General features: G+C 77.2%; 1 protein-coding gene. It reads left to right on the forward strand.

Annotated elements, in window-relative coordinates:
• The first annotated feature begins 37 nt into the window (after positions 1-37).
• Positions 38-14,884 (forward strand): type I polyketide synthase, encoded by a 14,847-nt coding sequence (locus ACN27B_RS24075; RefSeq protein ID WP_422741584.1) that lies wholly within the window; start codon positions 38-40, stop codon positions 14,882-14,884.
• The last annotated feature ends 2 nt before the right edge of the window (positions 14,885-14,886 follow it).

The raw sequence follows: 14,886 nt of genomic DNA on the forward strand, positions 1-14,886 counted from the left end.
ATGCCCCGGACCTCTGATCCCGATACGGAGCGGCCCGATGCCCACTGAGGAAGAGTTCCTCGACTACCTCCGGCGCGCCACGGCCGACCTGCGCGAGGCGCGGCGGCGCGTGCGCGAGGTGGAGGCCAAGGACCGCGAGCCGATGGCCATCGTGGGCATGGCCTGCCGCTACCCGGGCGGGGTGCACGGCCCGGACGCGCTGTGGCAGCTCGTCGCCGACGGCCGCGACGGGGTGGGGGACTTCCCGACCGACCGGGGCTGGGACCTGGACCGGCTCTTCTCCGTCGACCCGGACGACCCCGGCACGTCCTCCACCGACAAGGGCGGCTTCCTCTACGAGGCCACCGCGTTCGACCCCGCGTTCTTCGGCATCTCGCCGCGCGAGGCGCTCGCCATGGACCCGCAGCAGCGGCTGCTGCTGGAGAGCACCTGGGAGACGTTCGAGTCCGCCGGCCTGGACCCGCAGCGGCTGCGCGGCAGCCGCACCGGCGTGTTCGCCGGCGTCATGTACCACGACTACGCCTCCCGGGTGGTCGACCTCCCGGAGGGCGTCGAGGGCTACCTCGGCACCGGCAACTCCGGCAGCGTGGTGTCCGGCCGGGTGGCGTACACGTTCGGGCTGGAAGGGCCCGCCGTCACCATCGACACCGCCTGCTCCTCGTCGCTGGTGGCCGTGCACCTCGCCGTGCAGGCGCTGCGGCAGCGCGACTGCGACCTGGCCCTGGCCGGCGGCGTCACCGTGCTCTCCACCCCCGGCGTCTTCGCCGAGTTCTCCCGCCAGCGCGGCCTGGCCGCCGACGGGCGGTGCAAGTCGTTCGCCGCCGCCGCCGACGGCACCGGCTGGGCCGAGGGCGTCGGCATGCTGCTGCTGCAACGCCTCTCCGACGCGCAACGCGACGGCCGGCACATCCACGGCGTGATCCGGGGCAGCGCCGTCAACCAGGACGGCGCCAGCAGCGGCCTCACCACCCCCAACGGGCCCAGCCAGGAACGGGTGATCCGGCAGGCCCTCGCCAACGCGCGGCTGTCCCCGGCCGACGTGGACGTCGTCGAGGCGCACGGGACCGGCACCACGCTCGGCGACCCGATCGAGGCGCAGGCGCTGCTGGCCACGTACGGGCAGGACCGCGACGGGCGCGACCCGCTCTGGTTGGGGTCGGTGAAGTCGAACCTGGGGCACACCCAGGCGGCGGCCGGCGCCGCCGGGATCATCAAGATGGTCCTGGCGATGCGGCACGGAGTGTTGCCCCGCACGCTGCACGTGGACGAGCCGTCCCCGCACATCGACTGGTCCGCCGGCGCGGTCGAGCTGCTCACCGAGGAACGGCCGTGGCCGGCGTCGGACCGGCCCCGCCGCGCCGCCGTCTCCTCGTTCGGCATCAGCGGCACCAACGCCCACGTCATCGTCGAGCAGCCACCGGCCGTCGAGGAGCCCGAGGCCGGCACCCCGCCGCCGGTCGCGCCGGTGCTGCTCTCCGCCCGCAACCCCGACGCGCTCGCGGCGCAGGCCCGCCGCTGGGCCGACCACGTGGCCGCCGACGACACCGCCCGCCCGGTCGACCTGGCCGCCGCCTCGCGGCGCCGCGCCGGGCTGGACGCCCGGGCCGTGGTGCTCGCCGCCGACCGCGACGACCTGGTCGCCGGGCTGCGCGCGCTCGCCGCCGACGAACCCGCGCCGTCCGTGGTCACCGGCACCGCCGCGCCGCGCGGCCGGGTCGCGTTCCTCTTCTCCGGGCAGGGCGCGCAGCGCGCCGGCATGGGCCGCGACCTGTACGCGGCGTTCCCGGTCTTCGCCGCCGCGCTCGACGAGGTCTGCGCCCACCTCGACCCGCTGCTGCCGCAGCCGCTGCGGCCGGTGCTGTTCGGCGACGACGACCTGCTGCACCAGACGCAGTTCACCCAGGCCGGCCTGTTCGCCGTCGAGGTGGCGCTGCACCGGCTCGCCCGCTCGTTCGGGCTGGTCCCCGACCTCCTGGTCGGCCACTCGATCGGCGAGCTGGCCGCCGCGCACGTCGCCGGCGTGCTGTCGCTGCCCGACGCGGCCGCGCTGGTCGCCGCCCGGGGCCGGCTCATGCAGGCGCTGCCGGCCGGTGGCGCGATGCTCGCCGTGGCCGCCGGTGAGACGGACGTGACCGCGTCGCTGGCCGGCGTCGACGGGCGGGTCGGCGTGGCCGCCGTCAACGGCCCCGCCGCCGTGGTCGTCTCCGGCGACGCCGAGGCGATCGACGCGCTCGCCGCCCACTGGGCCGACCGGGGTACGCCCACCCACCGGCTACGGGTCAGCCACGCGTTCCACAGCGCCCTCATGGAGCCGATGCTGGCCGAGTTCGCCGCGGTCGCCGCCGGTCTGCGCTACGCCCCGCCCACCGTGCCGATCGTGTCCAACCTGACCGGCCGGATCGCCGAGCCGGAGCTGATCTGCGCCCCCGACTACTGGGTCCGGCACGTCCGGGAGGCCGTGCGGTTCGCCGACGCGGTGGACCGGCTCGCCGAGGCGGGCGTCGGGACGTACGTCGAGCTGGGCCCCAGCGGCGTGCTCACCGCCATGGCCGAGAGCTGCCTCACCGACCCGACGGCCGTGCTGGTGCCGATGGTGCGCAAGGACCGCGCCGAACCCCGCGCCGTGCTGGAGGCGCTGGCCCGGCTGCACACCGAGGGTCTGACCGTCGACTGGGACGTGCTGTTCGCCGGCGCCGGCGCCCGCCGCGTCGACCTGCCCACGTACGCCTTCCAGCACGAGCGGTACTGGCTGGAGCCGGTCGGGCGGCTCGCCGACGTGTCCGGCGCCGGCCTCGGCGCGGCCGGGCACCCGCTGCTCGGCGCCGCCGTCTCCGTCGCCGGCGAGGACATGGTGCTGCTCACCGGCCGGCTCGCCGCCGCCACCCACCCCTGGCTCGCCGACCACGCGGTCGGCGACGTGGTGGTGCTGCCCGGCGCCGCGCTGGTCGAGCTGGTCGTCCGGGCCGGCGACGAGGTCGGCGTCTCCCGGCTGCGCGAGCTGGCCATCGCCGCGCCGCTGGTGCTGCCCGCCGCCGGGGGCGTGCGGGTGCAGGTGCGGGTCGGTCCGGCCGACGGGGCGGGCGCCCGCGCGGTCACCGTGCACGCCCAGGCCGAGGACGACCCGGACGCCGGCTGGGTACGGCACGCCGAGGGCGTCCTCGAAGCCGCCGCCGCCGACGAGCCCGCCCTGCCGGCGTGGCCCCCGACCACCGCCACCGAGATCGACCTGGACGGCTGGTATCCGACGCTCGCCGAGCACGGCCTGGCGTACGGGCCGGCGTTCCGCGGCCTGCGCCGGGCCTGGACCGGCGACGGCGAGGTCTACGCCGAGGTCGCCCTCCCGGAGGAGGTCGCCGACGGCGCGGCCGGCTTCGCGGTGCACCCGGCGCTGCTGGACGCCGCGCTGCACCCGATCGGGCTGCTGCTCGCCACCGACGGCGGTGGTCCGCGCGTGCCGTTCGCGTTCGAGGGCGTGCAGGTGCACGCCGCCGGGGCCACCGCGCTGCGGGTGCGGCTGTCCCGCGACGGTGGCACGGTGCGGCTGGTCGCCGCCGACGACGCCGGCGCCCCGGTCGTGTCGGTGGACGCGCTGGTCCTGCGGGAGATGACCGGCCTGACCGCCCCGGGCGCGGCGGCCCGGTCGATGTTCGAGGTGCGCTGGCAGCACGAGCCGGTCCCGCCCGTCGACGACCTGTCCGGCTGGGCGGCGCTCGGCGCGCCGGTCGGCGGGCTGCCGGCGTACCTGGACGTGCCGGCCGCCGCCGAGGCGGGGGAGGAGCCGCCGGGCACGCTCGTGCTGCCGGTGGCCACGCCGTCCGGGGTGGACGTTCCGGAAGCCGTCCGGATGGTCGCGTCCGACGTGCTGGCGACGGTGCAGGCGTGGCTGGCCGCGGAGCCGTTGGCGGGTTCGCGGTTGGTGGTGGTGACCCGGGGTGCGGTGGCGGTGTCGGACGGCGACCGGGTGGTGGATCTGGCCGGTGCGGCGGTGTGGGGGTTGCTGCGGTCGGCGCAGTCGGAGCATCCGGAGCGGATCGTCCTGGCGGACGTGGACCGGGACGTGGACGCCTCGGTGTTGTCGGTGCTGGCCGGTGTGGTGGGGGATCTGCCGGTCACCGGCGGGCAGGTGGCGGTGCGCGGTGATGCCGTGCTGACGCCGCGGCTGGTCCGCGCGACGCTTCCGCCGGCTGTTCCCGCGAGGTCGTCCGGGGACATGACAGCCGGTCACGCCGCCGACGTGGCCGGTCCGGTTCCGGTCGCCGACACTCCCGCGATCGGTGGTGACGCCGGCGGCACGGTGCTGGTCACCGGTGGCACCGGATCCCTGGGTGCGCTGGTGGCGGAGCATCTGGTGGCCGGGCACGGGGTGCGGTCGCTGGTGCTGGTGTCGCGGCAGGGTCCGGCCGCGCCGGGCGCGGCGGCACTTGTCGAGCGGTTGACCGGGTTGGGCGCGGCGGTGTCGGTGGTGGCGTGCGACGTCACCGACCGGGACCAGGTGCACCGGCTGGTCGCCGAGGTGCCGGGTCGGCTCGCCGGGGTGGTGCACACCGCCGGGGTCCTCGACGACGGCGTGGTCTCGGCGGTCAGCCCGGACCGGCTGGCGAACGTGCTCGCCCCGAAGGCCACCGCCGCCTGGTGGTTGCACGAGGTCACCCGCGACCTCGACCTCGACCTGTTCGTGCTCTTCTCCTCCGTCGCCGGGGTGCTCGGCTCGCCCGGCCAGGCCGCGTACGCCGCCGCGAACGGTGTGCTCGACGCGCTGGCGGCGCACCGCCGGCAGGACGGCCTGCCGGCGGTCAGCCTCGCCTGGGGCATGTGGGACACCGGTGGCATGGCCGCGTCCCAGTCCGACGTCGACCGGGCCCGCTCCACCCGGGCCGGCCTCGCCGCGATGAGCCCCGAGGTCGGGCTGGAACTGTTCGACGCCGCGCTGACCGCCGGGCGGGCCACGCTCGTCCCGGCCGTCGTCGACGTACCGGCGATGCGGTCGCAGATCGTCGGCGGCCGGGTGCCGTCCCTGCTGCGCGCGCTGCTCGGCCCGGTCACCACCCGCCGCCAGGCCGGCCGGGGCAACTGGGCCGACCGGCTGGCCGGCCTCGACCCGCAGGAGGCCCGCGACCAGGTCGACGCGCTGGTCCGGGGTCTGGTGGCGCAGGTCCTCGGGCACGGCGGCGCGGACGCGGTGCCGGCCGACCGGGCGTTCCGGGAACTGGGCTTCGACTCGCTGACCGCCGTCGACCTGCGTAACCGGGTCAACGCCGCGACCGGGCTGCGGCTGCCGTCCACGCTCGTCTTCGACTACCCGACGCCGCAGATCCTCGCCGGTCAGGTGTACGCCGAACTGGCCGGCGCCCGCGCCGACACCACCGCCGCGCCCGACACCGCCACCACCACCGGCCCGGACGAGCCGATCGCGATCGTCGGGATGGCCTGCCGCTACCCGGGTGGGGTGGACAACCCGGAGCAGTTGTGGGAGCTGCTGGCCGCCGGTGGGGACGGGATCTCGGAGTTCCCGGCCGACCGGGGCTGGGACCTGGAGTCGCTGTTCGACCCCGACCCCGACCACAGCGGCACCTCCTACACCCGCCACGGCGGCTTCCTCTACGGCGCGCCGGAGTTCGACAGCGGCTTCTTCGGCATCAGCCCGCGTGAGGCCCTCGCCATGGACCCGCAGCAGCGGCTGCTGTTGGAGACCTCGTGGGAGGCGTTCGAGTCCGCCGGTCTCGACCCGGCGACGCTGCGCGGCTCGCGCACCGGCGTGTTCGCCGGCGTGATGTACCACGACTACGCCTCCCGCCTGATGGAGCTGCCCGCCGAGGTCGAGGGCTACATCGGCACCGGCACCTCCGCCAGCGTGCTGTCCGGCCGGGTGGCGTACACGTTCGGGTTGGAGGGTCCGGCGGTCACCGTGGACACCGCCTGCTCGTCGTCCCTGGTGGCGCTGCACCTCGCCGCGCAGGCCCTGCGCTCCGGCGAGTGCGACCTCGCGCTCGCCGGCGGCGTGACCGTGATGGCCACCCCCGGCACGTTCATCGAGTTCTCCCGCCAGCGCGGCCTGTCCCCGGACGGGCGGTGCAAGTCGTTCGCCGCCGGCGCCGACGGCACCGGCTGGGGCGAGGGCACCGGCGTCCTGCTGGTGCAGCGGCTCTCCGACGCCCAGCGGGAGGGCCGCCGGATCCTCGCCGTGGTACGCGGCACGGCGGTGAACTCAGACGGCGCGTCCAACGGGCTCACCGCCCCCAACGGTCCGTCGCAGCAGCGGGTGATCCGGCAGGCCCTGGCCAACGCGCGGCTGAACCCGTCCGACGTGGACGCGGTGGAGGCGCACGGCACCGGCACCACGCTCGGTGACCCGATCGAGGCGCAGGCGCTGCTGGCCACGTACGGCCAGGACCGGCCGGACGGCCGGCCGCTGCTGCTCGGGTCGGTCAAGTCGAACCTCGGGCACACCCAGGCCGCCGCCGGCGTCGCCGGGGTGATCAAGATGGTCCTGGCCATGCGGCACGGCATCGTCCCCGCCACCCTGCACGTGGACGAGCCGTCCCCGCACATCGACTGGACCGCCGGGGCGGTCACCCTGGCCACGGCCCCGACGCCGTGGCCCGACCGGGACCGGCCCCGCCGGGCCGCCGTGTCGTCGTTCGGCATCTCCGGCACCAACGCCCACGTCGTCCTCGAACACACCCCCGAACCCGCCGCCCCGGCCGAATTCCGGCCCGGCGCCGCCACCGACGCCGGCGTCGTCGCGCTTGCGCTCTCCGCCGCCGACCGGGCCGCGCTCCCCGAACAGGCCGTCCGGCTGCGCGCCCACCTCGCCGCCTACCCCGAGTACGGGCCGGCCGAGGTGGCGTACGCGCTGACCGCCACCCGGGCGGCGTTCCCGCACCGGGCCGTCGTCCTCGGCCAGGACCCCGACGACCTGGTCCGCGGCCTCACCGCCCTGGTCGACGGCGACACCGTGCCGACGGTGGTCACCGGGACCGCGCTGCGCAACCCGGCGCCCGTCTTCGTCTTCTCCGGCCACGGCGGCCACTGGCCCGGCATGGCCGTCGACCTGCTGGACAGCTCACCCGTCTTCGCCGCCTCCATCGCCGAGTGCGAAGCGGTCCTCGCGCCCTGGGTCGACTGGTCGCTCACCGACGTGCTGCGCGGCGCCGACGGCGCGCCACCCCTGGTCGCCTCCGGCGTGGTGCAGCCCGCGCTCTGGGCCGTGATGGTCTCCCTGGCCCGGCTGTGGCGGTCCCTCGGCGTACGCCCGGGCGCCGTGGTCGGGCACTCCCAGGGCGAGATCGCCGCCGCCTGCGTGGCCGGCGCGCTCTCCCTCGAGGACGCCGCCCGCATCGTCGCGCTGCGCAGCCAGGTGCTCGCCGACATCGCCGGCCGGGGCGGCATGGCCTCCGTCGGCCTGCCCGCCGACCGGGTCGAGCGGATGCTGCGACGCTGGGACGGGCGGCTCTGCGTGGCCGTGGTCAACGGTCCCGGATCGGTGGTGGTCGCCGGCGACCCGGACGCGCTGGCCGAGCTGGTCGCCGCCTGCACCGCCGACGACGTGCGGATCCGCCCGCTCGACGTCGACTACGCCTCCCACTCGCCGCACGTCGAGGCCGTCGCCGACCGGCTCCTGGACAGCCTGGCCGACATCACCGCCCGCCCGGCCGAGGTGCCGTTCTACTCCGCGCTCACCGGCCTGCCCACCGACACCACCACGCTCGACGCCGACTACTGGTACCGCAACCTGCGCCAGACCGTGAACTTCGAGCAGGCCGTCCGGACGCTGCTCGCCGACGGACACCAGGTGTTCCTGGAGATCGGCCCGCACCCGGTGCTCAGCTTCGGCATGCAGGAGACGATCGACGACGCCGAGCACGAGGCCGCCGTGGTGAACACGCTGCGCCGCGACGCCGGCGGCTGGCCCCGGCTCCTCACCGCGCTGGCCGAGCTGCACACCCGCGGCGTCGGCGTGGACTGGGCCGCCGTCTGCGGCGTCCCCGCCGGACCGGCCGTGCCGCTGCCCACGTACGCCTTCCACCGCCAGCGCTACTGGCCCGACTCGCCGGTGCGCACCGGGCCGGTGGCGGCCGTCGAGGACCAGGCCGACCGGCAGTTCTGGGACGCCGTCGAGCGGGCCGACGCCGACGCGCTCGCCGCCGCCCTGGACGTCGACGGCACCGAGGCGCGGGCGCTGGGCGAGGCGCTGCCGGTGCTCGCCGACTGGCGGCAACGCCGCCGGGACGAATCCACAGTGGACGCCTGGCGGTACCGGGTCCGGTGGGCGCCGCTCACCACCGCACCGACGGCTCGGCTCGCCGGCACCTGGCTGCTCGTCGCGCCGGCCGCCCACGCCGGTGACGCCCTGGTCGGGCAGGTGGTGGCGGCCCTCGGCGAGGCCGGCGCCGGCGTCGTCCCGGTCACCGTCGCCGAACCCGACCGGGCGGCGCTGGCCGCACAGCTGGCCGGGCTCGACGACATCACCGGCGTGCTCTCGCTGCTGGCGTTCGACGAGACCGGCCACCCCGACCACCCGGTGGTGCCCGCCGGGCTCGCCGGCACGCTCGCCCTCGTCCAGGCCCTCGGCGACGCCGGCCTCACCGCGCCGCTGTGGTGCGCCACCCGGGGCGCCGTCAGCACCGGCCGCGCCGACCCGCTCGACCACCCGTGGCAGGCCCCGGTCTGGGGCCTCGGCCGGGTCGTCGCGCTGGAACACCCGGACCGCTGGGGCGGCCTGGTCGACCTGCCGGCCGTCCTGGACCGGCGCGCCCGGGGCCGGCTGGCCGTCGTCCTGGCCGGCGTCGGCGACGAGGACCAGCTAGCCGTACGCCCCTCCGGGCTGTTCGGCCGCCGGCTCGCCCGCGCCGGCGGCGACAGCCCGCCGGACGGCGGCGGCTGGCGGCCCGCCGGCACGGTCCTGGTCACCGGCGGCCTCGGCTCGCTCGGCGCGCACGTGGCCCGCTGGCTGGCCCGCGACGGCGCCGCGCACCTCGTGCTCACCGGCCGGCAGGGCCCGGCCACCCCCGGCGCGGCCGAGCTGGATGCGGAGCTGACCGCGCTCGGCGCGACCGTCACGGTGGCGGCCTGCGACGTCGCCGACCCCGACTCCCTGCGCGACCTGGTCGACCGGCTCGACGTCCGGATCGACGCGGTCTTCCACGCCGCCGGCGTCGCGCACGCCGGACCGCTCGACGCCACCGGCCCGGCCGAGCTCGCCGACGGCCTGCGCGCCAAGGTGGCCGGCGCGGTCAACCTCGACCGGACCTTCGGCGACGACGTGGCCGCGTTCGTGCTGTTCTCCTCCGGCGCCGGCGTCTGGGGTGGCGGCCTGCAGGGCGGGTACGCCGCCGGCAACGCGTTCCTCGACGCGCTCGCCGAGGACCGACGCCGGCGCGGCCGGCCCGCCACGGCCGTGGCCTGGGGGGCCTGGGACGGCGGCGGCATGATGGACACCGAGGGCGCCGCCGACCAGATGTTCCGCTCCGGCGTCCGGCCGATGCGCCCCGAGCTGGCGGTCGCCGTGCTGGCCCGGGCGCTGGCCCAGGACGAGGTCACGCTCGCCGTGGCCGACATCGCCTGGGACCGGTTCCACCAGACGTACGCGCTGGCCCGCCCCCGCCCGCTGATCGAGGAACTGCCCGAGGTCGCCCGACTCCTCGCCGCCGCCCGCACCGACGACGAGCCGGCCGAGTCGTCCCCGCTGCGCGGCCGGCTCGCCGGCCTGGCCGCCCCGGAGCGCCGTCGGGCGTTGCTGGAACTGGTCCGGATGCACGCCGCCGCCGTGCTCGGCCACGCCTCCGCCGAGGCGGTCGGCGCGGACCGGCCGTTCCGTGACATCGGCTTCGACTCGCTCAGCGCGGTGGAGATGCGCAACCGGATCGCCGAGGCGGTCGGGCTGCGGCTGCCCGCCACCCTGGTCTTCGACCGGCCCACCCCGGACCTGCTCGCCGGTTGGTTGGCCGACCGGATCCTCGGCGTCACCGAGGCCGCCGCCGCGCCCACCCGGGCCGTCGCCGCGCTGGACGAACCGATCGCCGTGGTGGCCATGAGCTGCCGCTACCCGGGCGGGGTCGACAGCCCGGAGGAGCTGTGGCGGCTGGTCGTCGGGGGCCGCGACGCCATCGGCCCGTTCCCCGCCGACCGGGGCTGGGACCTCGACGCCATCTACGACCCCGACCCGGACGCCCCCGGCACCTCGTACGCCCGCGAGGGTGGCTTCGTCACCGACGTCGGCGGCTTCGACGCCGGCCTGTTCGGCATCTCGCCCCGCGAGGCGCTGGTGATGGACCCGCAGCAGCGCCTGCTGCTGGAGACCGGGTGGGAGCTGTTCGAACGGGCCGGCCTGCCGCCGGACGGGCTGCGGGAGAGCGGCACCGGCGTGTTCGTCGGCACCAACGGGCAGGACTACGCCACGCTGCTGATGGCCGCCCGGGCCGAGACGGAGGGCTACCAGGCCACCGGCAACGCGGCGGCCGTGGTCTCCGGCCGGCTCTCCTACACCTTCGGGTTGCAGGGCCCCTCGGTCACCGTGGACACCGCCTGCTCGTCGTCGCTGGTCGCGCTGCACCTCGCGGTGCAGTCGCTGCGCGCCGGCGAGTGCGACCTCGCGGTGGCCGGCGGCGTGACCGTGATGGCCACACCCGGGCCGTTCCTGGAGTTCGCCCGGCAGCGCGGCCTCGCCGCCGACGGCCGGTGCAAGTCCTTCGCCGGGGCCGCCGACGGCACCGGCTGGGGCGAGGGCGCCGGCCTGGTGCTGCTGCAACGGCTCTCCGACGCCCGCCGCGACGGCCGGCGGGTGCTGGCCGTGGTGCGCGGCTCGGCGACCAACTCCGACGGCGCCTCGAACGGCCTCACCGCGCCGAACGGGCCCGCCCAGCAGCGGGTCATCCGGCAGGCGCTGGCCAACGCCGGGCTCACCCCGGCGGACGTGGACGCGGTCGACGGGCACGGCACCGGCACCCGCCTCGGCGACCCGATCGAGGCGCAGGCGCTGCTGGCCACGTACGGCCAGGACCGGCCCGCCGACCGGCCGCTGCTGCTCGGCTCGGTCAAGTCCAACATCGGCCACACCCAGGCCGCCGCCGGCGTCTCCGGCGTGATCAAGATGGTGCTGGCGTTGCAGCACGGCGTGCTCCCGCCGACGCTGCACGTGGACGAGCCCACCCCGCACGTCGACTGGTCCGACGGCGCGGTGGCGCTGCTCACCGAGGCCCGGCCCTGGCCGGAGACGGACCGCCCCCGGCGGGCGGCGGTGTCCGCGTTCGGGGTGAGCGGCACCAACGCCCACGTCGTCCTCGAGGCGGCCCCACCGGCCGGGGACACGCCGGAGCGGGAGGACATCCTCCGCCCGGCGCTGCCGCTGCTGCCGTGGCCGCTCTCCGCCGCCGACGAGGACGGGCTGCGCGCCCAGGCCGCCCGCCTCGCCGCCCGGCTCGCCGGCCCGGCCACCGAGCCGGCCTCGACCGGTCCGGCCGCCACCGGCCCGGCCGCCACCGGCGACGGGACCGCAGCGGCCGGCGACGACGCCGCCCCGGTCGGATGGACCCTCGCCACCGCCCGCTCCCACCTGCGCCACCGCGCGGTGCTGTTGGCCGCCGACCCGGACACCCGACTGGCCGCGCTGCGCGCCCTGGCCGCCGGGGAGAGCCACCCCGCCGTGCACCAGGACGTCGCCGCGTCCGGCGGCACGCTCGCCGTGCTCTTCTCCGGGCAGGGCGCCCAGCACGCCGGGATGGGCCGGGAGCTCTACCAGGCGCTGCCCGCCTTCGCCGAGGCGCTCGACGAGGTCTGCCAGCACCTCGACGCGCACCTGCCCCGCCCGCTCAAGAGCGTGCTGTTCGCGCCCGAGGGCAGCGCCGAGGCCGCGCTGCTGGACCAGACCGCCTTCACCCAGGCCGGGCTCTTCGCCGTCGAGGTGGCGCTGCACCGGCAGCTCACCGACTGGGGGGTACGTCCCGACCTGGTCGCCGGGCACTCGGTCGGCGAGATCACCGCCGCCCACGTCGCCGGGGTGCTCACCCTGGCCGACGCGTGCACGCTGGTCGGCCAGCGCGGCCGGCTCATGCAGGCGCTGCCGGCCGGCGGCGGCATGCTCGCCGTCGCCGCCGGCGAGACCGAGGTGGCCGACGCGCTCACCGGCCACGCCGACCGGGCCGCGATCGCCGCCGTGAACGGTCCGGCCGCCGTCGTGGTCGCCGGCGCCGACGACGCACTGGCCGCGCTCGCCGACCACTTCACCACCCTCGGCGTACGGGTGAAGCGGCTCGCCGTCAGCCACGCGTTCCACAGCCCGCTGATGGAGCCGATGCTGGCCGAGTTCGCCACCGTCGCCGCCGGCCTCGCCTACGCCCCGCCGACCGTGCCGCTGGTGTCGAACCTGACCGGTCGGGTCGTCGACGCCGACCTGGTCTGCACCCCCGACTACTGGGTCCGCCACGTCCGCGAGGCGGTGCGCTTCGGCGACACCGTCACCCACCTGCGCGACCTCGGCGTGGGCACGCTGCTGGAGATCGGCCCGGACACGGTGCTCACCGCGCTGGCCGCGGACGCGCTGCCCGACGGCGGCCCGCTGGTCACCGGCGTGCAACGCCGCGGCCGGGACGAGGTCGACGCCCTGCTCGGCGCGCTGGCCCGGCTGCACTGCCACGGCGTACCGGTGGACTGGGCGGCGCTGCTGCCCGCCGCCGAACCGGTCGACCTGCCCACCTACCCGTTCCGGCGCCGGCGGTACTGGCCGGTCGGCGACGGCGAACTGGTCGGCGTCGCCGCACCGGCCCCCGCCGACCCGGTCGACGACGCGTTCTGGCAGGTCGTCACCGCCGGCGACGGCGACGCCCTGGCGACCCGGTTCGGCGTCGACCCGGACCGGCCGCTGCGCGACCAGCTCCCCACGCTCGCCGACTGGCACCAGCGGCGACGTGCCGACGCGGTCGCCGACGGCTGGCGCTACCGGATCACCTGGCCCCGGCGGCAGCTCACCGCCGGCCCCGCCGCCGGTGACTGGCTGCTCGTGGCACCCGACAGCGGGGCCGACGTGGCGGGCCGGATCGCCGCGCTGATCGGCGACCACGGCGGCGACGCCCGCGTGCTCACCGTCGACCCGGCCACCGTCACCCGTACCGAGCTGGCCGACCACCTGCCGGACGGGCCGACCCGCGTCGTCTCGCTGCTCGCGCTGGACGAGCACCCCCACCCCGACCATCCGGCCGTGCCGGCCGGACTCACCGGCAACCTGGCCCTCGTCCAGGCCGTCACCGACGCCGCGCCCACCGGACCGCTGTGGCTGCTCACCCGGCAGGCGGTCAGCACCGGCGCGGGCGACCCGCTCACCCGCCCCGCCCAGGCCACCACCTGGGGCCTGGGCCTGGTCACCGCGCTGGAACACCCGGCGCACGCCGGTGGGCTGATCGACCTGCCGGCCGATCTCGACGGCGGCGTCGGGGACCACCTGATCCGGGCGCTGACCAACGCCGACGGCGAGGACCAGCTCGCGGTCCGCCCGTCCGGCGTGCACCTGCGCCGGCTGACCCGCGCGCCCCGCCCCGACCGGCCGGACACGTCGGCCTGGCAGCCCCCCGACACCGTGCTCGTCACCGGCGGCACCGGCGCCATCGGCCGGTACGCCGCCGGCTGGCTCGCCCGGCACGGCGCCCGCCGGCTGATCCTGGTCAGCCGGCGCGGACCGGACGCCCCCGGCGTCGCCGACACCGTCGCCGAGCTGGCCGACCTCGGCGCGCACGCCCGCGTGCTCGCCTGCGACCTGGCCGACCGCGCCGCCGTCGCCCGGCTGGTCGACGCGCTGCGCGCCGACGGCGAGACGGTACGGGCGGTGGTGCACGCCGCCGGCGTCGGCCGGCTCAACCCGCTGCGCGCGGTCACCACCGACGAACTGGCCGACGTGGTCTCCGGCAAGACCGCCGGCGCCCGCCACCTCGACGAGCTGCTCGACCCGGAGCCGCTGGACCTGGTTGTCTACTTCTCCTCCATCGCCGCCACCTGGGGCGTCGGCGACCACGGCGCGTACGCGGCGGGCAACGCCTTCCTCGACGCCTGGGCGCAGTCCCGCCCGGCCGGTCGGGCCCGGGTGGTGTCGGTCGACTGGGGACCGTGGGCCGGCGGCGGCATGGTCAGCGACGACCACGCCACCGCGATGAGCCGGCGCGGTGTCACCCTGCTGGACCGGGAACCGGCGATGGCCGCGCTGCGCGCCGCGATCGAGGGCGACGGCACGGTGCTCACCGTCGCCGACGTCGACTGGGCGCGCTTCGCCCCGGTCTTCGCCGCCGCCCGACCCCGCCCGCTGATCGCCGACCTGCCCGAGGTGGCGACGCCGGCCGCCGGGACCGACCCGGCCGACACCGGCGGCACGGAGACGCTCGCCGCGCTGCGCAAGCGCCTGGCCGACCTCACCACCACCGAGCAGAACCGGCTGCTGGTGGACCTGATCCGGGCCGCCGCGGCCGAGGTGATCGGCCACGACAGCCCGTACGCCCTCGACGCCGACCGGCCGTTCCGGGACCTCGGGTTCGACTCGCTGACCGCGGTGGAGCTGCGCGGCCGGCTGGCCCGGCTCACCGGCCTCGCCCCGGCCAGCTCGGTGGTGTTCGACTACCCGACCCCGCAGGCCCTCGCCGAACACCTGCGCGCCCAGCTCGTCGACGAGGCGTCGGCGGGCGAGCTGCCCACCGGCGAGGAACTGGACCGGCTGGAGGAGGCGCTCACGCTGCGCGAGCGCGACGACCTCGGCCGGGTGCGGATCACCATGCGGCTGCAACGGCTGCTGGAACGCCTCGGCGCCGACGAACCGGACGAGCCGGCCGGCGACGTGGCCGACCGGCTGCGGACGGCCAGCAACCAGGAGCTCTTCGACCTTCTCGACCGCGATCTCGGGCTGTCCTGAGG

It is taken from the genome of Micromonospora sp. WMMD754 (assembly GCF_049315235.1).
Classification (GTDB): Bacteria; Actinomycetota; Actinomycetes; order Mycobacteriales; family Micromonosporaceae; genus Micromonospora; species Micromonospora sediminicola.

What these genes read in the sequence shown, in the direction of transcription:
- ACN27B_RS24075 (WP_422741584.1), top strand. Translation starts at nt 38, where the DNA reads ATGCCCACTGAGGAAGAGTTCCTCGACTACCTCCGGCGCGCCACGGCC.